Source organism: Variimorphobacter sp. HTMS_6, from assembly GCF_059717775.1.
This window is the reverse complement of record NZ_AP046094.1, coordinates 2,580,888-2,602,092: the sequence shown is the minus strand read 5'-3', so window position 1 is coordinate 2,602,092 and position 21,205 is coordinate 2,580,888. Positions and strand designations below refer to the sequence as shown.

Annotated in this window: 23 protein-coding genes; 20 read left to right on the top strand and 3 right to left on the bottom strand. The window is 36.8% G+C overall.

All coding sequences use genetic code 11. The features are described 5' to 3' along the window. Position 1: 1 nt before the first annotated feature. From AC6IWN_RS11740 to AC6IWN_RS11670, 15 genes are all read left to right on the top strand, one after another. Complete coding sequence (locus AC6IWN_RS11740; protein WP_497987598.1) at positions 2–724, top strand: SpoIIIAH-like family protein; 723 nt, start codon at positions 2–4, stop codon at positions 722–724. 349 nt (positions 725–1,073) lie between these two features. Beyond that, positions 1,074–1,460 carry an Asp23/Gls24 family envelope stress response protein gene (locus tag AC6IWN_RS11735; RefSeq protein WP_497987597.1) on the top strand — a complete coding sequence of 129 codons (387 nt, stop codon included), beginning with the start codon at positions 1,074–1,076 and terminating at the stop codon, positions 1,458–1,460. Between the two features lie 64 nt (positions 1,461–1,524). Further along, a complete protein-coding gene (nusB, locus tag AC6IWN_RS11730) occupies positions 1,525–1,920 on the top strand; it encodes a transcription antitermination factor NusB (protein ID WP_497987596.1) in 396 nt (131 codons plus the stop codon). Positions 1,921–1,934: 14 nt separating this feature from the next. Beyond that, positions 1,935–3,146, top strand: a complete 1,212-nt coding sequence (gene xseA / locus AC6IWN_RS11725) for an exodeoxyribonuclease VII large subunit (RefSeq protein WP_497987595.1) — start codon at positions 1,935–1,937, stop codon at positions 3,144–3,146. A 24-nt stretch (positions 3,147–3,170) separates the two neighbouring features. Further along, positions 3,171–3,380: an exodeoxyribonuclease VII small subunit gene (gene xseB, locus AC6IWN_RS11720; protein ID WP_497987594.1), complete on the top strand. Its 210-nt coding sequence runs from the start codon at positions 3,171–3,173 to the stop codon at positions 3,378–3,380. Next, complete coding sequence (locus tag AC6IWN_RS11715; protein ID WP_497987593.1) at positions 3,370–4,287, top strand: polyprenyl synthetase family protein; 918 nt, start codon at positions 3,370–3,372, stop codon at positions 4,285–4,287. The genes xseB and AC6IWN_RS11715 overlap by 11 nt, the downstream gene beginning before the upstream one ends. Positions 4,288–4,315: 28 nt before the next feature. After that, on the top strand, positions 4,316–6,184 hold the full coding sequence (gene dxs / locus AC6IWN_RS11710) for a 1-deoxy-D-xylulose-5-phosphate synthase (RefSeq protein WP_497987592.1): 1,869 nt from the start codon (positions 4,316–4,318) through the stop codon (positions 6,182–6,184). Between the two features lie 1,102 nt (positions 6,185–7,286). Next, positions 7,287–8,120: a TlyA family RNA methyltransferase gene (locus AC6IWN_RS11705; RefSeq protein WP_497987591.1), complete on the top strand. Its 834-nt coding sequence runs from the start codon at positions 7,287–7,289 to the stop codon at positions 8,118–8,120. Positions 8,121–8,261: 141 nt separating this feature from the next. After that, positions 8,262–9,131, top strand: coding sequence for an NAD(+)/NADH kinase (locus AC6IWN_RS11700; RefSeq protein ID WP_497987590.1), 870 nt, complete (start codon positions 8,262–8,264; stop codon positions 9,129–9,131). Positions 9,132–9,169: 38 nt separating this feature from the next. Next, on the top strand, positions 9,170–9,625 hold the full coding sequence (gene argR / locus AC6IWN_RS11695) for an arginine repressor (RefSeq protein ID WP_497987589.1): 456 nt from the start codon (positions 9,170–9,172) through the stop codon (positions 9,623–9,625). A gap of 87 nt (positions 9,626–9,712) precedes the next feature. Next, the gene (locus tag AC6IWN_RS11690) at positions 9,713–10,441 is read left to right on the top strand and encodes a YebC/PmpR family DNA-binding transcriptional regulator (protein ID WP_497987588.1); all 729 of its coding nucleotides are present in this window, start codon (positions 9,713–9,715) and stop codon (positions 10,439–10,441) included. A 186-nt stretch (positions 10,442–10,627) separates the two neighbouring features. Beyond that, positions 10,628–10,750, top strand: coding sequence for a hypothetical protein (locus AC6IWN_RS11685; protein ID WP_497987587.1), 123 nt, complete (start codon positions 10,628–10,630; stop codon positions 10,748–10,750). Between the two features lie 708 nt (positions 10,751–11,458). Then, complete coding sequence (locus AC6IWN_RS11680) at positions 11,459–12,247, top strand: methionine ABC transporter ATP-binding protein (protein WP_497987586.1); 789 nt, start codon at positions 11,459–11,461, stop codon at positions 12,245–12,247. A gap of 94 nt (positions 12,248–12,341) precedes the next feature. Then, positions 12,342–13,052 (top strand): methionine ABC transporter permease, encoded by a 711-nt coding sequence (locus AC6IWN_RS11675; RefSeq protein ID WP_497987585.1) that lies wholly within the window; start codon positions 12,342–12,344, stop codon positions 13,050–13,052. Positions 13,053–13,095: 43 nt separating this feature from the next. After that, positions 13,096–13,950 (top strand): MetQ/NlpA family ABC transporter substrate-binding protein, encoded by an 855-nt coding sequence (locus AC6IWN_RS11670; protein ID WP_497987584.1) that lies wholly within the window; start codon positions 13,096–13,098, stop codon positions 13,948–13,950. A gap of 208 nt (positions 13,951–14,158) precedes the next feature. Here the strand turns inward: AC6IWN_RS11670 and AC6IWN_RS11665 are convergent, their stop codons facing one another. Next, positions 14,159–15,568: a PQQ-dependent sugar dehydrogenase gene (locus AC6IWN_RS11665; RefSeq protein WP_497987583.1), complete on the bottom strand. Its 1,410-nt coding sequence runs from the start codon at positions 15,566–15,568 to the stop codon at positions 14,159–14,161. Between the two features lie 429 nt (positions 15,569–15,997). Between AC6IWN_RS11665 and ygiD the strand changes: the two genes are divergently transcribed. The 5 genes from ygiD to AC6IWN_RS11640 all read left to right on the top strand — a co-directional run bounded on the left by ygiD (position 15,998) and on the right by AC6IWN_RS11640 (position 19,797). Beyond that, on the top strand, positions 15,998–16,777 hold the full coding sequence (gene ygiD / locus AC6IWN_RS11660) for a 4,5-DOPA-extradiol-dioxygenase (RefSeq protein WP_497987582.1): 780 nt from the start codon (positions 15,998–16,000) through the stop codon (positions 16,775–16,777). A 179-nt stretch (positions 16,778–16,956) separates the two neighbouring features. After that, positions 16,957–17,577, top strand: a complete 621-nt coding sequence (locus AC6IWN_RS11655; RefSeq protein ID WP_497987581.1) for a nitroreductase family protein — start codon at positions 16,957–16,959, stop codon at positions 17,575–17,577. 106 nt (positions 17,578–17,683) lie between these two features. Further along, on the top strand, positions 17,684–18,052 hold the full coding sequence (locus AC6IWN_RS11650) for a helix-turn-helix domain-containing protein (protein WP_497987580.1): 369 nt from the start codon (positions 17,684–17,686) through the stop codon (positions 18,050–18,052). Positions 18,053–18,070: 18 nt separating this feature from the next. Further along, on the top strand, positions 18,071–18,946 hold the full coding sequence (locus AC6IWN_RS11645; protein WP_497987579.1) for a methionyl aminopeptidase: 876 nt from the start codon (positions 18,071–18,073) through the stop codon (positions 18,944–18,946). Between the two features lie 71 nt (positions 18,947–19,017). Continuing rightward, positions 19,018–19,797 carry a DUF7847 domain-containing protein gene (locus AC6IWN_RS11640; RefSeq protein ID WP_497987578.1) on the top strand — a complete coding sequence of 260 codons (780 nt, stop codon included), beginning with the start codon at positions 19,018–19,020 and terminating at the stop codon, positions 19,795–19,797. Between the two features lie 120 nt (positions 19,798–19,917). On the opposite strand, the gene AC6IWN_RS11635 is transcribed toward AC6IWN_RS11640, so the two are convergent. Next, on the bottom strand, positions 19,918–20,199 hold the full coding sequence (locus AC6IWN_RS11635; RefSeq protein ID WP_497987577.1) for a hypothetical protein: 282 nt from the start codon (positions 20,197–20,199) through the stop codon (positions 19,918–19,920). A 94-nt stretch (positions 20,200–20,293) separates the two neighbouring features. After that, a complete protein-coding gene (locus AC6IWN_RS11630; protein WP_497987576.1) occupies positions 20,294–21,133 on the bottom strand; it encodes a glycosyl hydrolase family 18 protein in 840 nt (279 codons plus the stop codon). Positions 21,134–21,205: the final 72 nt, after the last annotated feature.

The following is a 21,205-nucleotide window of genomic DNA, read 5'->3' as shown; positions in this document are numbered from 1 at the left end:
AATGAAGAATATATTTAAAAAGAATAGTATCATAATTACAGCGCTAGCAATAATGATTGTAATTGCAGGGTACTTAAGTTTTACTACAAGAGACGCATCAAAGGGTGATAATGGATCAGTAACGACGAGCAATAATCATGCTCTTAATAATGACAAAGGTGGAAAAGATGTAGCAACGAATACGGATGTCACCGTGACTCCAGCAGGTACCAATACCAATACTGACACTAACACGAATACAGACACGAATACCAATAAAGGAAATGATGAATTAGGCAGTAAGGGATCACAGGATGTATCGGATAATGGTGAGTTAGATCTTAAGGATGGAACACCGGGCGAAGCAGTTCTTGCGAATACGGCTGATGCTAGCTATTTCACTAATGTGAAGTTACAGAGAGAACAGACTAGAGCAAAGAATAAAGCAGATTATATGGATATCATTAATAGCACGAAGGCATCCGCAACTGATAAAAAAGCAGCTACAAACGGAATGTTACAGCTTATCTCCAACGCAGACAAAGAGAGTGCGGCAGAGATGTTATTAGGTGCAAAAGGTTTTAGCAATGCAATCGTATTTATTAATAATGGTAAGGTTGAGGTAGCAGTTAATGCTGCATCCTTGACAAAACAGCAAACAGCAATTATTGAAGATGTAGTTAAGAATCAAACAGGAATTTCTGTAGGAAATATGACAATTAATCCGGTTGTTCTTCAGGACTAAATGGTATCAGCAGCTGTTGAAATGATTTGATTATTATATTAATGTATATCATATTAAACAATATAGAATGGAAGACGCTAGTTATTTAGTATCTTCCATTCTTTTAAGTTTAACAGATCGTGCATGGTTTTGTAGATATATCGCCAAGAATATTGAAAAACGGTATGATTTCACCGGATCAGTGCATAATTCTAAGTGAGAATCAATTTTTTGATGGAGATATCATGTGGAAGGATTGAAGCATTTTATAATTTGTCGTTGATATGTTTTATAATTATGGTATAATACTATATAAATACATTCATTTTGATTGTGCCGGAGAACACTAGGAACTTAGGAGGTAATCGTTGTGAACAAGGAACCGGAAGTTAGGAATACTTATAAAATACATGAGAATGGTAAGGTTGGAGAAGTACAGATTGCTGATGAAGTAGTGGCAACCATCGCAGGATTGGCTGCAACAGAGGTAAAGGGAGTAACAGCTACCTCAGGCAATGTGACAAATGAAATTGCCGGTAGGCTGGGCAAGAAAAACTTATCCAAAGGAGTTAAGGTAGTTGTTAATCCGGATGCAGTATCTGTTGATATGGCATTAACCTTAGATTATGGATATGGTATTCCCGAAACTGCAAAATTAGTGCAAGAAAAGGTGAAGTTGGCAATAGAGAATATGACCGGTCTTCAAGTGAAGGAAGTTAACATTAGAATCGCCGGTGTAAACATTGTGAGACAGTAAATTATTCCAAACAACCCTTAGAGTAACTAAGGGTTGTTTATTCGTGTGTAGGAGGAACCGCACCTTGACAAGAAGAGAAATTAGAGAACATATTTTCCTTATGTTATTTCGTAAGGATTTTCATGAAGCAAGTGAATTGAATGAACAAATCGAAATGTATATCGCACAATTAGAAAAGCCATCACTTGAGGAGTTTGCTTACCTGACTTCAAGATTTCATGCTGTGGTAGATCATATTGAAGAGATTGATGCGATTTTAACAGAGACATCAAGTGGTTGGAAATTAAACCGTATGGGCAAGGTGGATTTAACAATCCTTCGTCTTGCTGTATACGAGATGCGTTTTGACGATGATGTACCGGTTAAAGTAGCAATTAATGAAGCCGTTGAATTGGCAAAAAACTTTGGTGGAGATGAGTCTCCGGGCTTTGTTAACGGAGTGCTTGCTAAATTGGCGTAACGCAGGAGGGTCGTATGGGACAGGCTTATTCGGTTACGGAGATAAATCAATATATTAAGAATATGTTCTATCGAGATGGGATACTGAACCGACTTTATATTAAAGGAGAGGTATCCAATTGCAAATATCATACCTCTGGGCACATTTATTTTACATTAAAGGATGCACAGGGGCAATTAGCATGTGTTATGTTCGCTGGTCAGAGGAGAGGATTAACCTTTCGACTGGAGGAAGGACAAAGTGTAATTGCACTTGGAAGCATCAATGTTTATGAACGGGATGGAAAATATCAGCTTTATGCAAGCGAAATTATGTTGGACGGACAGGGTATTCTTTATGAAAGATATGAAAAATTAAAAGCGTATCTTGAGCGGGAGGGATTATTTGATTCCGCACATAAAAAGCCAATCCCGGCTTATCCAAAGAAGGTGGGAATCGTTACAGCTTCCACCGGAGCAGCAATTCAAGATATTATTAATATTTCTAAAAGGCGTAACCCTTATGTACAGTTGGTCTTATATCCTGCGTTAGTCCAAGGAGCGGGTTCGGCTGATAGTGTAGCAAAGGGTATAAAAATACTCGACAGGTCTGGTGTGGATACCATCATAGTCGGAAGGGGCGGAGGCTCCATTGAAGATCTATGGGCATTCAATGAGGAGGTTGTTGCAAGAGCAATCTATGAGTGTAATACTCCGATTATATCAGCGGTTGGCCATGAGACGGATGTGACGATTGCGGATTTTGTATCCGATTTGCGTGCACCAACACCATCGGCTGCGGCGGAGCTTGCAATCAATGATTATGTGGCTTTTCAATCTACAATTCAAGATTATAAACGTAAGCTTGGCAGAGAGGTGCAACAGAAAATACGTTTGGTTGAGAACAAGGTTAAGGAATTTAAATTACGGCTCCTTTATGCTAGCCCGACATTTCAGATAAGACAAAAGAGACAATACCTGATGGATACGGAACAAAAATTACTTCTTCAGATTAATCAGAGGTTGAAGGAGAAGAGACATAAGTTAGAGCTCTACATAGCTAGATTGGAAGGACTATCTCCTTTATCCAAGCTAAGTAAGGGATATGCACTTATTGTGGGAGAAGATAATATACCGATACAAAGTATCAGTAAGGTATCAAAAGATGAGGTGCTAACGGTCTCCTTATTGGATGGAGACATCAAGGCTAGGGTAGAAGATATCTGTGAGAAGAAGCGTGGTTGTTAACTTAGTTGAAAAGGAGAAACCAATATGGCTGAGAAAAAGATGAAACTGGAAGAAGCATTTGATAAATTAAATCATATTGTGGAAGCTTTAGAAAAAACGGACGTAAGTCTTGAAGATTCTTTCACCTTATATCAGGAGGGTATGAAGCTCCTTAAGACATGCAATGATTCAATTGATAGGGTGGAAAAAGAGCTGATTATACTTAGTGAAAGTGGAGAAGCCAATGAACTTTAATGTGGAGCTGCAACAAAGGGTAAATGATATAGAAAAAATCCTAAGTAAATTTTTGCCACCGGAAGAGGGCTTGCAAAAAACAGTGATGGAAGCAATGAATTACAGTGTAATGGCTGGAGGGAAGAGACTACGTCCTATGCTGATGTCAGAAACTTTCGGGTTGTTTGGCGGGAAAGAAAGAGAAATCGTAGAACCCTTTATGGCGGCGATTGAAATGATACACACCTACTCCTTGGTTCATGACGATCTACCTGCTATGGATAATGATGAATACAGACGAGGAAGAAAAACCACTCATGTGGTATATGGAGAAGCAATGGCTATTCTGGCAGGAGATGGTCTGTTAAACTATGCGTTTGAAACAGCATTGAAATCTTTTGATGTGATATCACATAAGGATGAATCAGAGCAAACTAAAGTATACCAACGTATCGGAAAAGCGATGCAGATATTATCTAGAAAAGCCGGAATTTATGGAATGATCGGCGGTCAGGTAATTGATATGGAAGAATCTCCGGACGTCGTAAACAGAGAGCGCCTGGATTTGATGTATTTATTAAAAACAGGTGCATTAATTGAAGCTTCTATGATGATCGGAGCTGTCCTTGGGGGAGCAAATCAAGAAGAGGTAAACAAAATAGAAAAGATTGCAGGTTTGATAGGACTCGCATTTCAAATAAAGGATGATATTTTAGATGTTACCAGTACGCCGGACGTTCTTGGCAAACCGATAGGCAGCGATGAGAAAAATGAGAAGACTACCTATGTAACCATTATGAATCTAGAGCGAGCGAATGAAGAGGTTCTGCATATCTCTAAGAATGCAATGGATACCTATGGGGCACTTCCTTATACCAATGAATTCTTAAGTACGCTGATTATGAAATTGGTAAACCGTGAGAAGTAAAATCTAGGTCAAGATAGGAGTGAAGTTTTTGCCGAAGTTGTTAGATAGTATTATTCATGAGAATGATATAAAGAATATAAAAGAACAGGATTACAGTAAGCTTGCGGAAGAAATCCGCAATTTTCTAATCCAGAATGTTAGCAAAACTGGAGGTCATCTGGCTTCTAATCTTGGCGTTGTTGAGCTTACGATGGCGCTACATCTATTCCTTGGATTCCCCCAGGATAAATTAGTGTGGGATGTCGGACATCAGGCGTATACTCATAAGCTCTTAACGGGAAGAAAAGAATTGTTCCAAACGTTAAGACAGCTTGATGGGTTAAGTGGATTTCCGAAAAAAGAGGAAAGCGGTTGTGATTCCTTTGATACCGGCCATAGCTCTACAGCTATATCAGCGGCATTGGGTCTTGTAAAAGCCAGAGATTTAAGTGGTGAAAATCATAAGGTGGTTGCGGTTCTAGGTGATGGAGCACTCACCGGTGGTATGGCGTTTGAAGCGATCAATAATGCAGGTCGTCTACGCTCCAATATGATGATCATATTAAATGATAATAATATGTCCATTTCTGAAAATGTCGGTGGCCTATCCAACTATCTTGGAAAACTGAGAACCAGTTCAAAATATACCGGATTTAAAGAAAATATGGAATATACATTAAATCAGATGCCGGGTGTGGGCAAAACCATAGTAGAAAAATTAAAGCGTTCCAAGGATGCGATTAAATATTTTGTATTACCAAGTATGTTCTTTGAAGATATGGGATTAACCTATATTGGACCGATTGATGGTCATAATATTGATCAGCTTTTAAATGCCTTTGAGGCAGCAGCAAAAGCGAAGAAGGCAGTTGTAGTTCATGTTCTTACCAAAAAGGGCAAGGGCTATCAGCTAGCAGAAAAATATCCTAGCAAATATCATGGTGTAGACCCGTTTGATATCGAAAGCGGGAAACCGATTAAGTCGGAGAAAACCATATCCTATACAAAATTATTCGGGGATACGTTAACACATTTGGCTCTTACAGATGAGAAAATTGTGGCTATTACAGCGGCCATGCCAAACGGAACCGGTCTGTCCGGCTTTAAGAGGCAATTTCCGAAGCGATTCTTTGATGTTGGCATAGCGGAAGAGCATGCGGTTACCTTTGCTGCGGGATTAGCTATGGGTGGATTTAAACCGGTAGTAGCGATTTATTCGACCTTCCTACAGAGAGCCTATGACCAGATTATTCATGATGTGTGTATTAATAATCTTCCGGTTATCTTTGCGATTGATCGTGCAGGAATTACCGGTAGGGATGGTAAGACACATCAGGGTACCTTTGATTTGTCCTTCTTGTCCCATATACCGAATCTTCTTGTGATGGCACCGAAGAATAATATTGAATTAGAAGATATGCTAACATATGCGATTAACTATAACGGGCCGGTTGCAATCCGGTATCCAAAGGGAGAAGCTTATCTTGGAATGCAGGAATATAACGCACCGATTGAATATGGTAAATTCGAGATGATTAGTGAAGAGAGTGATATTGCACTCGTAGCGGTCGGAAGCATGGTGAAAACCGCAGCGGAGGTAGCGCAGACATTGAAGAAGGAAGGCAAGCAAGTAACCCTAATTAATGCACGTTTTATCTCGCCGATTGATAAAGAGATGATTGATAAATTGACCGAGAAACATTCTGTTATCGTAACTCTTGAGGAAAATGTACGTAACGGTGGCTTTGGGCAAAAGGTAGCGGATTATTTGTTTGAAACCAATCAAAGGAATGTGAAACTACTTAATATTTCTGTCCCTGACATCTTCATTGAACACGGAAGCGTGAGTGAATTACATGAGCGCTTGGAACTGGATGCGGAGGGCATACTTCGTAAAATCCATCAAGTGTTGTGTTAATAAAGGGTAGGTTGCGAGATATTAACAAAGGGTAGAATGCGAGGTTTTCAAAGGGAATACTCCGGTAATCAGGATGGTTGAATTCGCTAAGTAATTCTATACGGAAATTTTTAGTTAATAGCTAGGCCTTCGGGTCGGCCTCCATCACCATCCATGGTGAGGAAGCCTAAATTCGCCCTCCTTGGCGAATTTCCCCTAAGATTACTCCCATTTCCGTATGTATTACTATCGCTCATTCAAATTATCCTGCTTATCCGGAGTTTTCCCTTTGAAACCGCGAAGTCATAGACTTAAGGACAATTGTGTAAGGAATAGTTGAGGATAGGGGTACGAAATATGTCCTTAACTGACGTATAAATTAGAACAATTGATATACCCAATATTAATGAGTGGAAATTTGGAGTATGTCTTTAAACTGACGTATAAACTAGAACAATTGATATACCCAATATTAATGAGTGGAAATTTGGAGTATGCATTTAAACCGACATATAAATTAAACAATTGATATACCCAGTAATAATGAGTGGATATTTGGAGTATGCCTTTTAACCGCCGAATATCATAATAAGAATATGTTGATTTCCTGGATGAAACAGGATTTTTGTGGATTTCATGTCCGGTTTTATAGAGGTTTGTGGATAATTTGTTTTTTGGGATGGTTTTTAGCTTTTTGTTTTTGATTGTTTTTGAACTTTGATGGTATTACTATATAATAAATCCTGTAATTAATCTGATGTCTTAGAAAGAACTGCGAAGTTCGCTTGGGATGCTCATTCCTTGTTCTTTCTGATTTTTAGTAGTGAAATGAGATTTCAGATTGGCATATTTTAAAGAAATACTTTGTTTCAATTGGATTGAGCGTCTGAAAGATAATTAGGAGAAATTGTGCATAAGGATATTGGAAGATTATAGATAGTTTGTTTTTTGCAATTTATGTATATATGTTTTGGATATTTACGATTAATTTTGGATTGTTGCCTAATTTACTGTGTATAAAGTGAGTAATTGGATTTTTATTGTGGATAAAGGTTCGGTTTTTCACTATGAATGTGGATGAATGCTTTAGATAAATAATGAAATGGACGGAGGTTTGTGTTAATTGAAGGAACGATTGGATGTTTTATTGGTAAATAGAAATCTAGCGGAGTCGAGGGAGAAGGCGAAAGCAATCATTATGTCCGGTAATGTATTTGTAGAGGGTCAGCGTGAGGATAAGGCCGGAAGTACTTTTCCGGTGGAAGCAACGATTGAAGTAAAGGAAAATCCGCTTAAATATGTAAGCCGTGGTGGATTAAAGCTGGAGAAGGCGATGGCTCAGTACAATATTACATTGGAAGGAAAGGTATGCATGGATGTGGGTTCCTCTACCGGAGGGTTTACGGATTGCATGCTGCAAAATGGTGCGGTTAAGGTCTATAGCGTAGATGTCGGTACGAATCAGCTGGCGTGGAAGTTACGTCAGGATGAGAGGGTAGTATCCATGGAAAAGACTAATATCCGTTATTTAACGCCGGATCAGATTAATGACGCGATTTCATTTGCTTCCATAGACGTGTCCTTTATCTCCTTAACTAAGGTATTACTGCCGGTACGAGAGCTACTTGCGTGTGAAGGGGAAGTAGTTAGCCTAATTAAGCCACAGTTTGAAGCAGGCAGGGAAAAGGTGGGGAAAAAGGGTGTTGTACGAGATAAAAAAGTTCATGAAGAAGTAATAGAACTGGTTTCCACCTATGCATCGGGGATAGGTTTTGACTGTCTTGATCTTAATTTTTCGCCAATTAAAGGTCCAGAGGGAAATATTGAATATTTATTATATTTAAAAAAGAAGTTACCGATCGAAGAAACCTTAGAGTATCCGATAGGAACGACAATCACAAATCAGCTTATCACTAAAACTGTCGAGGAAGCACACGGTTCATTGTCCGTAGGTTGAGTTGCGATTAAGACGTATATTTATTCCGTTTTAGTGTGATAATATGCTAAAAAAAGGGTGGTGTATTGAAATTTATGGAATTGTATGATAGACTTTCAATTATATTCACTAATGCGATCATGATAGGAGAGTAGCAATCGGATGAAGCGGTTTTTAATTATTACAAATAAAGAAAAAGACAGTGATTTTAGCGTGACGAATAAGATTGTTGCTTATATCGAAAAGGCTGGAAGGTCAGTTATAACGACGACGCTGGCTGCTTTTGAAAATAACGAAAATTCTAAGCTGATTTGTCCTGATATAGACTGCGCGATTATTCTCGGTGGTGACGGAACGATTATCCAGGCGGCAAATGAATTGATGTCTTATGATATCCCGATACTTGGTGTGAATCTCGGTACCTTGGGCTTTTTAGCTGAGATTGAAAAGCATCATGTAGAAGTGGCACTGAATCGTTTGTTTGAAAATGATTATAAAATTGAGAACAGAATGATGGTAGAGGGGAAAGTTATTCATAATACTCAGATACCGGGAAGATTTCAGCGCACCACTTGTAATGCTTTAAATGATATCGTAATTGCACGTAAGGGATTTTCAAGGATTATCAGCCTTGGCATCTATGTCAATGATGAATTAGTGGATAATTTTTTAGGTGACGGTGTTATTATCTCCACTCCGACTGGGTCTACGGCGTATAATCTATCGGCTGGCGGACCGATTATCATTCCGGGTGCATGTGTCACGGTAATTACTCCAATTTGTCCTCATTCACTTAGCCCAAGAAGCATCGTAGTATCTGCTGAGGATACCGTTAAGATTGTTGTGGGTAAGAGCAAGAAGACACTAGAAGCAGAAGCAATTGCAACCTTTGACGGCAAAACAGTAATTGACTTAGGAACAGACGATACAATTTTAATAAATAAAGCAAAGTACTGCACAAAATTGATAAAACTTAACCGTACCGGAATCTATGAAATTCTACGGTCTAAGTTAGGTAATAATGGTGATTAACGATTAACCAATGTATGTAGAAAGGTACGGTTTAAGAGATGAAAATTAGCAGACAAAGCAAGATTATTGAATTAATTAATAAATACGATATTGAGACACAAGAGGAGTTAGCTGACAGATTGATGCAGGATGGCTACAATGTTACTCAGGCCACAGTATCCAGAGATATCAGAGAATTAAAGCTTACTAAGGTTGCTGTAGACGGTGGCAAGCAAAAGTATATTGTGCTTCAAAAAACAGAGACCGATTTGAATGAAAAATATACTCGCGTACTAAAGGATGGCTTTTTATCAATGGATATGGCTCAGAATATCATGGTGGTTAAAACGGTTCCGGGCTTAGCGATGGCAGTGGCTGCGGCTCTGGATGCACTTCAGTTTAGCAGTATCGTAGGTTGTATTGCAGGCGATGATACAATCATGTGTGCGATTCGCTCCGCTGAGGAGACTATATCCGTTATGGAAAAATTAAATAAGATTATCAATGCGGAATAAAATACTTGCCGAAGTGAGTTTTCGGTGATAAAATATTTACGGCTATTTGAACACATAGAGTATCAAAGATAGATAAGGAGAATTCGTATGTCAGGACATTCAAAATTCGCGAACATAAAACATAAAAAAGAAAGAAATGATTCTACAAAAGGAAAAATTTTCACAAAACTAGGTAGAGAGATTGCAGTTGCAGTAAAAGAAGGCGGAGCAGATCCGAACGCAAACAGCCGTTTGAAGGATATCATTGCAAAAGCAAAGTCAAATAATATGCCAAATGATACGATTGACAGAAGTATTAAAAAGGCAGCCGGTGATGCTAATGCTGTAAATTACGAAGCAGTTACCTATGAAGGTTATGGTCCGAACGGAACCGCAATCATCGTAGAAGCGTTAACCGATAACAAAAACAGAACAGCAGGAAATGTGCGAAATGCGTTTACCAAAGGCAGTGGTAATGTAGGTTCCCAAGGTTGTGTATCTTTTATGTTTGATAAAAAAGGCCAAATCATAATCGATAAAGAAGAATGCGATATGAATGCAGATGATTTGATGATGCTTGCACTCGACGCAGGCGCAGAGGATTTTGCAGAAGAGGAAGACAGCTTTGAGGTTCTCACTACCCCGGATGATTTCTCTACCGTAAGAGAAAGCCTTGAAAAAGCAGGAATCTCGATGGCTCAGGCAGATGTTACTATGATCCCTCAAACCTGGGTTGAATTAAAGGGCGATAGTGATATAAAAGCAATGAACAAAATCCTTGATTTACTCGATGAGGATGATGATGTGCAAGAAGTATATCATAACTGGGATGAGTAAATACACAATTTAAGAAATTTAGAGTTTTCAAGGGTTTGAGCCACTTTTACAAAACGTATATTCGACTGAAAAACGGTCGAAAATCTGCTAGTGATGATATATATCACAAATCGGTGGTATTCAGTGATGAACATACACATTTTGACCTTCTTAGCATTTATCCAATGTCTAAGGGGGTCTTTTTATATGTTAAAAGTACCAGAAAATGATTCGGATGAGATAGAGTCGATATCGCCGTCAATAATTCTGAAACTTCATAGCATGGATATTAAAGATTTGCGTAAAGTGTATAATGAAACAATAGGGTGACAATATGCTGCTCGGTATACAATTAAGGCAAATCGTACTATTTATCAATTAATGGTACTTGCATTAAGGACTGAATTGCAAAATGTTTTATACAATTTAAAGAATGAGATACTTGATAAATTAGTTGATGATATATAGGCATTTACTAATAAGTATTTGAGAATAGCTGCTAATGGTAACAAAATATTGCTGGTACACTTACGAATTCATTGGCGAGATAGAATATCTTTTTATCAATGCTGTAAAGTATTATTATTATGTTAAAAGGGGTAGGTATGAATTGGAAATATTTATTATTGAAAGTGCTAACCTATGAGTGTAAATATAAAGAATGCAGAACCTTAATTATTACTCTTGCTTTGTTTCATCAAAAAATAAGTTGAATTCCTTACTTGCCTGGATAGGTGGGTAAGGAATTTTTTTATTTTGCCAAGGTGATAAATAAGACGTTTTAAACAATTGTGGAAGAAAACTATACGCATAATCATATTAAACATATATGTAAAATAAATATTCCCAAAAATATTCCCCGAATAATAAATGATTTAGTTACAATTAACAAAAATTAACAAATTTTACAGTTAAAGGTTGACAAATAAAAATCTAATACATATAATGATTATATGTTTAATATGATATATAAGATTAATCAGAAAGGATTGTATAGCATAACCGCATTAATAGGTTGAGCTGTACTGCAGTTATGTCATGGAGGATTATATCAGAATTCAGAATTTACATAAAACGTATTCTACTCATAATGAACCTTTGGAAGTGCTGAAGGGGATAAATCTTTCTGTAAGGAAAGGTGAGATTATGGGGATCATCGGCTTTAGTGGAGCCGGAAAATCCACATTAGCCCGTTGTATCAACCGTTTAGAAAATCCTGATAGTGGAGAAGTTTTTGTTGATGGTATCGACATATTAAAGCTGTCAAAGCATGAACTTCTTAAAGAACGAAGAAAGATTGGGATGATTTTTCAAACCTTTAATCTTTTTGAGGCCAAAACAGTATACCGAAACATTTCATATCCACTTGAAATCAGCGGTGTTCCTAAGGCAGAAATTAAACAGCGCGTTTTGGAGACAGCACAACTTGTAGGGTTATCCGATAAATTATCAGTATATCCCGGCGGACTTTCAGGCGGGCAAAAGCAGAGAGTGGGTATTGCCAGAGCGCTGGTTAACCGTCCACATCTTCTGCTTAGTGATGAAGCCACTTCTGCTCTCGATCCACAGACAACACTTCAAATATTGGAACTTTTAAAGGAAATCAATAAGTCTACAGGTATCACAATACTTATGATTACGCATGAGCTGGATGCAATCAAATATGCTTGTGAGCGTATGGCAGTTCTTGAAGAGGGACTTATTATAGAATCTGGGGCAGTTAATGATATTTTTTTTAATCCTAAAAGTAGAACGGGAGAACTATTTGCGAAGGTATTCTTAGAATTCCAAAAGTACGAAGATCTTGAGAATGGGCAGGGTATTTAAATTATCAAAGCATGTAATAAAGAGGAATACAAATATTAGTTTTGACATTAATACAAAGTTGCATGTGTCAATTAATCATAAAAGGAGGAGTGATATGAGCTTACTGGATACTCCCATTTGGGAGGTTATTAAAGGTTCTTTTGCGAAGGAAGTATGGATTCGTATTGCACCCGCAATTTTAGAAACTATATACATGACTGCATTAGCTTCCATAATAACATTGATTTTTGGTCTGATATTGGGAATTTTACTGACGGTTACGAATCCCAATGGATTGGTGCCGCTAAAGGGACTTTATACCGGTTCCGGGTGGTTGATAAATGGTCTGCGGTCTTTACCACAAATGGTTATGATAATCTTAATGATACCTGTAGCTCGTTTGATATTTGGTAAGTCTTATGGGGTAAATGCCTGTATCATAGCTATAGCTGCAAGCTGTATCCCTATGTATGCACGTATTGTAGAAAGCAGTTTACTGGAAATCACAAAAGGTAAGATTGAGGCAGCAAAATCAATTGGAAGTACAAATTTTCAGATCGTTTTTAGAATATTAATACCAGAAACAATTCCTTCTCTGATACGTGGATTTACAGTAGCGGTAATCGCTGTTATATCGATGACTGCACTCGCCGGTATGTTTGGTGCCGGAGGAATAGGTGACATTGCAGTTCGTTTTGGATATCAGCGCTTTCAGCATGATGTATTATTTGCAACAGTTTACATCCTAATCATTTTGGTTCAACTGGTTCAATTTATAGGGGATTTTACTTCAAGGAAAATTCTTCAAAAAAGGAATTTATTATAAAAGTAATTAAAATAAAAATAAGACATAGGAAAGGGAGTATATTATGAAAAAGTTTAAAGTTTTAATGTTACTTATTACAGCAATTCTGTCAATGACTGTGTTTGCCGGCTGTAGTTCGGGATCAAAGGATACTGTGAAAACACAGACAGATACAGGCACTAATGAGAAAAAAACTGTCACAATCAAGGGGATTGCAGATCTTGTACCTCATTCGGAAATTATTGAATTTGTAAAACCTAAGCTAGCAAAACAGGGAATCAACGTTGAGCTTGTAGCAACATCAGCAGATACTACAACCAATGAGAAAACAGCAAAGGGAGAAATTGATTTTAACTATTTCCAGCACTATCCTTATTTGAAGTCTTGGAATGAAGCAAATGGATTTGATTTGGTAAATGCAGGAGATATCCACATAGAGCCCATAACCGCATATTCCGATAAGTACAAAAGTAAGGATGAAGTTCCTAAGAATGCAGTTGTGGCAATACCAAATGACGGTACCAACGAATACCGAGCATTGCGTATTTTGGAGCAAAACGGTTTCATCAAATTAAATGAAGAAACGGCCACCACATTAAGCGCATCCGTCGCTGACATTAAAGAATATGTTAAACCGATTAAACTTGTAGAGTTAGATTCAGCGCAAATCATACCTACCAAAGATGATTATGACTTTTTTATTACCAATACTAATAAAGCTTTGGAAGCAAAAATAACTTCCGCGAAACTTTTTAGTGAAGGGGATGACAGTCCTTATGCAAATATTATCGCGGTACGTGCAGAAGATAAGGATAATCCAGCAATTGTCGCACTGGTAAAAGCATTACAGTCAGATGACACAAGAAAGTTTATTCAAGAAAAGTATAATGGAGCTGTAATTCCTGCGAAACTCAAATAATTAACGAGGAGATACAGCAGAAGGTGAGTATTATAGCTGAGGTGGGATTGACAAATATGAGCTTCAGATTATTCATGTTGGGTTTGCAATTCGTGGGCTTTCTGCCGAGCATATTATAATATAATCATGATTATGTTTATAAAGATAGAGGTATCACATTATGAATTAGTGTGACACCTCTATTCTTATAAATAGTAGCGACTCTGAATCAAGGAACTATTTCAAAAATAGTACCCTTGTTATAATCATTTACTTTCATAGATCCATAAACCGCTAAATATAATCTTGTTTGATCCATATTCGATCCCAAACTAACGTAAAATGCTGACTCTGACCCAAAATCATATTCAGTTTCTATCACAGTGAAATCATTTAACTTACAATCTATTCTTGCTCTGGTATAAGCTAACGCACCTCTAGCCGGAGGCTTGGATCCTTCGTCCCGGGCTAAATCGATAAATACAATGCTTTCCGCTAAATCTGGGATATCATTCCCCATATATGGCTTCACTCCTGTAATTGCAGTTGCTCCAAACTTATCGGTGCGGGGATCGTCATGAAAATAACTAATTAGGGGTGGAAGACGACTAACTGAAGTTTTTACCACTTCATCGTAATAAGCAAATATCTTTCTATCCAAAGTCTTATTTTCAGTACATTTCTTTATAATCGAAGTCGGAAAGGCACCCTCCCACCCTCGCCAGCCAAAGTTAATAAAGCCCTCCTCATCAGATTCAATCAATGAATTTTGGACAAGTTGAGTAACCGGTATCGGTATATAATTAACGAATGAGAAAATTGATTCAACCAGATCCTGCCCAACATTCCCTATGTATTTTATAAACTGATTATAATACCGTTGAAATGAGATACCTGATATATTGCGAACCCCTTTCGCTATAACCGTAAGTGTTTCTTGAAAAGAGGTTGGAAGTTCATCAAAACGTGTAATTACGGGTGGATTATCATTTGACGTATTCTTAGTTATATCAATTTCAATTATTTTACCGGCAATCTCCATATCATCCTGACTTAAATTGAAAGGATCATACCCTGATCCACCGTCCCCGGTTGTTAAAAAAAGATTGCCTGTTTCAGGTGAAAAGTTCAAACTATTAACTCCGTTGTGATTTAGAAAAGGTCTTCTCAAATTAAGTAGAGTCCTTTGCTTTTGGACTTGACCATTCGGTTGTAAAGCCCATTCTTCTACTGTATCAATATGATTATACTGAGTTTCTCTGTTTATCCACTTAAGGTTTAAGGTTTTTGGATCGCATGGATCAGGCTTGAAGGGTTTTGTAATGGCATCTGGTCCTTGTGTTCCTGCTACTGAATAATGCAGATAAAGTAGACCATTATAGTTAAATTCGGGATGAAATGCCATTCCCAAGAGACCACGCTCGTCATATCCACCTGAAGAAGCGCCTAGTTTCAAGACGAGGTGACGAATATCTAAAAAAGTCTCAATACTTCCATATCCTATATAAAAGATTTCTCCTACTTGGGTTGCAATAAATAATCTTTCTATTGTATCACCCGGAAATATGGCAGTTGTTAAAACAGTGGGTAGGTTTATATTAGTAACAATTGGCTGTAAATGAACTTTAACTTTTTCCAATAACCTCATCCTCTTACTTATTGCTTTTATCTATAAAATATGATTAGAACGATTCTAATATTACCAAAGTCAGTAAATCAAAGGGTATGTAAAACAGCTGATTAAGAATAATGTAAAATAAAATCATTCCGTATTATATAATAAAGATAAGCTAATTGGTACACAATTTTTTGTGGTAAACCAATCGATAGTGTTTATAATAGTACAACTATCATCAGTATATGAATATTCGGAGAATTCCAGCAGATGATTCGATTAATTAAATATCTTTAAATTAATTTATAATACTTACTTGACAAAAGTAAGTAAACTATAGTAATATAGTTACATAAAGTAAGTAACAATATGCAGAACATTTCTTAAACTGCTAATAGAAACACTTATTAAAGTAAAAATATAATCACTATAACATAATGAGGAGTGAAGTTCATGTCAGATATTAATAAAAAAATGCCGGTACTGTTTGTTGGGCACGGATCACCAATGAATGCAATAGAAGAGAATGAATATACAGAGAACTGGGCGAAGATTAGTGAACTTATCCCGAAACCAACTGCCATACTAGCTATCTCCGCACACTGGTTTACGGAAGGAACGAGAATTACAGATGCAGCCAATCCGAAGATGGTTTATGATATGTATGGCTTTCCGGAGGAGTTGTATAAGATAGAGTATAATACAAAAGGAGCACCTGAATTGGCTCGATTGACCAAGGATTTAATAAAAAAGGAAGTGATAATAGACAATAGCTGGGGATATGATCATGGTACCTGGTCCATTCTTCATAAGATGTATCCGGCAGCAGATGTTCCCGTATACCAGTTGAGTGTGGACAGGAACGCAGATGCCAGAACACATTATCAAATTGGCAAGGAACTCAGTTCTTTAAGAGAGAAGGGTGTATTGATATTTGCCAGCGGTAATGTAGTTCATAACCTACGAAAGCTAGACTGGAACATGTCTGGAGGATATCCTTGGGCGGAAGAATTTGACCTCTATATTAAAGATAAAGTTGTTAATAAACAATATGAAGATGTTATCCAATATGAGAAGGCAGGGCAATCGTCTCAGTTATCGTTCCCTACCCCGGAGCATTTCTATCCGCTTTTATATGTACTTGGGGCTTCAGATGAAGGTGACAAGGTAAAGATATTTAATAATTCCTGTATGTTGGGATCCTTATCTATGACCTCGTATTTATTCTACTAGAAGAAATATATAGTAAAGTTAGAACCAAAGATAAATAGTAATAAGCAGAGTATAAGATACTATTTTCTTGACAATTTCTACTTGGCAAGGGAATCAGATAAATCAGTATCAATAAACAAGAGCTAACTCGAGCTTTACAGATTTTCAGAGAACGCTTAAGATAAAAAGGAGAAAGAAACATGAGCGAATTATTAAATGTAGTCAGAGAGAGAAGATCAGCCGATAAATTTATAGAAGGCATAGAAATTTCCGAAAAGGAATTTGAGAATATTTTTGAGGAGTTAACCTCAGCTCCTTCTGCTTTTAACCTGCAGCACGCCAATTATTATGTAGTTAGAAATCCGGAAGTAAAAGCAGAAGTATACGAAGCTGCATATAAACAATATAAAGTAAAGACTTCCTCAGCAGTAATAGTCGTAACAGGTGATAAACTTGCTTATAAAAATGCAGCTAATATCTATCAAGGTACAAAGCTACTCGGTATCTTGAATGAGCAAGAATATCAAGGGATGTTGGATATGATTGCCGGACTTTACGAGGGCTGGGGAGAAACCTTCCAGCATGATGAGGCAATACGCAATGCTTCTTTATCCGCCATGCAGTTCATGCTGTTAGCGAAGGATAGAGGCTGGGATACTTGTCCTATGATCTATTTCGATCAGGAAAAGATAAAATCAATTTTAAATATTCCGGAAAATGAAATACCGGTAATAATGATTACTATGGGGAAGATGGATCCGGGCAGTGTAAAGCTTAGAGGCGCCAGAAAAACAGTGCGGGAATTTGCTAAATTCATTTAATCATGCCCATATCAAATATTCGTAAGCTACGAATCCAGATTCACAACTTCTATCAAGAACATACACGTCAACTTTGCTATACTAATATTACAAGGAGTGAAGAGGTTTGTCGATAAAAACAATTGAAACAATGATAGATTGGGTGGAAACGAATTTGAAAGATACCCCAACGCTTGAGAAGATGTCCGAATATGTGGGATATTCTTCGTTTTACTGCTCAGCGAAATTTCATGAAACAGTAGGTTTATCATTTAAGGAATATGTCATAAAGCGGAAGCTTACTCAGGCCGCATATGATTTGAGAGAGACCAATCATAAGATCATTGATATTGCCATAAAATATGGCTTTTCTTCCAATGAAGCTTTTTCAAGAGCGTTTTGTAAGTGCTTTGGATATTCTCCAAGCATGTTTCGTAAAGCGCAGCCCAAGCTAATATTTTACGATAAATCTATAATTCAATCTACTCCTAAGTAAGAATACGGGAGTTAATTTATGTATAAAAAGCTAGAAAGAAATGACTTATGCTGGTGTGGAAGTGGTAGAAAATATAAGATGTGCCATTTTGATATGGATCAGAAAATCAAGCAGTATAAGATACAGGGCTACATCGTTCCTAAGAGAAAGATTATAAAATCGTCAACACAAATTGATAGGATTCGTGAAAGTGGTAAAGTTAATACACAAATACTGGATTATGTATCTGAGCAAATCCATGTCGGTATGAGCACCGGAGATATTGACAGACTAATCAATGATAAAACAAAAGAACTGGGAGGTATATCTGCAACACTTGGATTTGAAGGCTATCCCAAAAGCGTATGTACTTCAATTAATAATGAAGTGTGCCATGGTATTCCATCGGATCAGGTTATTTTAAAAGATGGAGATATTATTAATGTTGATGTTTCAACTATAGTGAATGGGTATTTCTCGGATTCATCAAGAATGTTTTGTTTAGGTAATGTCAGTGAAGAACGTAATAGATTAGTAGAAGTTGCAAGAAAAGCAATTGATATAGGGTTAGAAAAAGCAAAAGCATGGAACTTTCTGGGGGATATCGGACAATCAATTAATGATTTTGTTCGCTCTAACGGTTATTCTGTTGTCGAAGAAATCGGTGGTCATGGAATTGGGATTGAATTTCATGAAGAACCATATGTGAGTTATGTGACGAAAAGCGGAACGGAAATGTTGTTAGTTCCCGGTATGGTATTTACGATTGAACCTATGATAAATGCGGGGAAAGCGGATGTTGATTTAAATAATGAGAATGGCTGGACGATAACTACCATGGATGGGAAGGATTCTGCACAATGGGAAGTTACTGTTCTGATTACTGATAATGGATATGAAATCCTAGCGTACTAGTAATTTATTCCCCTTTCGTATATAATATACATGATGAGAAAAATGGAAAATATAATAGGGGGAATCTTATAATGATCAAAAGGTCAATAAAATTACTTAGGGATAATAATTCAATTATCTTGGTTTATTTCATTTTTTATGCACTAACAGCTTTAATTTTCTTCTTGCTTTATCCTCATAATATTAGAGAGTATATTCAGGGAGAGAGAATCAACATTGCCGGTTATATGATTGCTATGATGAAAATGCTAATTGCGTCGTTGTTAATGTGTGGTTTATCGTTACTGTTCATCTCCGGATATGGGAATATGATATCTGAGGCAATTAAGTCAGGTAAAACGTCATTAAAATCTTTTTTTCCAGGTATTAAAAAGTTTTTTGTCCGTGTTTTACTTATGGCCCTTTTATCCGCTGCCATTGCAATTGGTATATCAATTATAATTGGGATAATTTCAATACTGTTTGTCTTTATGATGATGGCATTTAGTGATGGCGGTAATTTTCAAATTGTTACATTAGTAACTATGTTAATAACGGTAATGCTTATTATACTAGCTATGCCTTTTATTGTTTTGTGGTTACCATCCATCTTTCTTGATGATATTAAGATTATTCAGGGGTTAAAAAATGGCTTTAAGGCCGGATTGAAAAATTACGGTAAGTTGGTGCTATTATTTGTTGTTATGTACCTGCCGATTATTATTTATTATATATTCGCTTATGACTCGCTTATACAAGGTAATATATATACCCCGGGATATTATGCTACAATTTTGGTGGATGCAATTATCGCAGTAGTAGTTTTACCAATCACATTTTTAATCTATAAGGATTATAAAAACAGAGCTTAAGCTTATAGAACTGTTACATGATTAATAACATGTAAGAATAATGCTATATTGCCTTAACACATCTATCTGTGTGGCATATAGCATTATTTTTATAGACTATATTACTTTGCGATAACTTAATTATCCCATAAGCCAGATACATTTGGTTATATCATAATTAAGAGTGATATTATTGCGATACCCGTGGGCGTCATAGGTACAGTAAAATATTTTAATCATGTATCTGTCTTTGATCTGTTTGACTGAGGACACCTGATATTTGAATAATTCTGAGTTATCATCTTCAATGCAAAAATATCGTGGCATTATATCGCCAAGCGTATTAAAAGCAGCAATTACAGCGAGGGGATGACCTTGAGGATGGCGAATAAGTGGTTTTCTATCCGGGTTTAAAAATGGCATAATGATTAGCTCCTATTTCAGTGTATGAGATTATTAAAACATAGGATGGGGTCAGACGATGTCCTGTGGTTATATTAATTTTAAAATAATATGATTACGAATCTAGCATTATTTTGATGATAACAAATTTAGCGTTAATCATGGACCATAATTGCTGATCATAATGATTAATATTCCAAATACCTGATCCGACAAAGTTAAATTCAATGATTAGGTCATAGAGTGACCTTATACTTCTAGCGTCTATAAACCATACAATATGCTCTACCGGTGAGATGTTATAGGAGCCGTAGTACGTGAAGTAAGGTGTCTGCGAAACCTCATCAAATAGAATGCTTGATCCTGTATCATTAGCCAGAGTGATTGTGGAATTGACAGTCATCGCATTGGCTACTGATTTCCCTGGTACATAGGGAAGAGTCCAATCATAACCGATTAAAGGTGTTCCTAAAGAGATATTGTTGGTTGTTACGGTTGCTTGAATATACTCTAAAAAGGAACGCAGTAGGTAAGTTGAGCTGACCGGTCCGGGTGGCTGTTTGTTTTGTCCCCACACATATTGGGTAAATACTAATTGATATACAATTCGTCCGATACTGTTATAGTCCAGTCGATCGAAGAATACAGAACCTCCTATCTGACTGATATTGGGGTTGATCGTTACTACTAAGATATAATTCTCTTCTTTTAAAGCGTCCGATAATCTTGTTAGAAATTTTAAATAATACCCCTGATTTGTGCTATTAATATTACTGATCAAGACATTTACTCCTTTGAAGCCCTTTGATTGTACAATCTGTAAAGTGTTTTTAATCAGATTATTCCCTATGTCTTCATTTAATAGAATTTCATAAACCAGTTCGGTATTTTCTTCTCCGAGAATGGAGAGTGAAGAGATCATTAATAAAGGAATCGTTTGACATGATTTAGCCATATCAATTATTTCGCTGTCATCTCCATAGGAATAGACCGTACCTTCATTGGTTGCTCTATAATTAAAGATGGA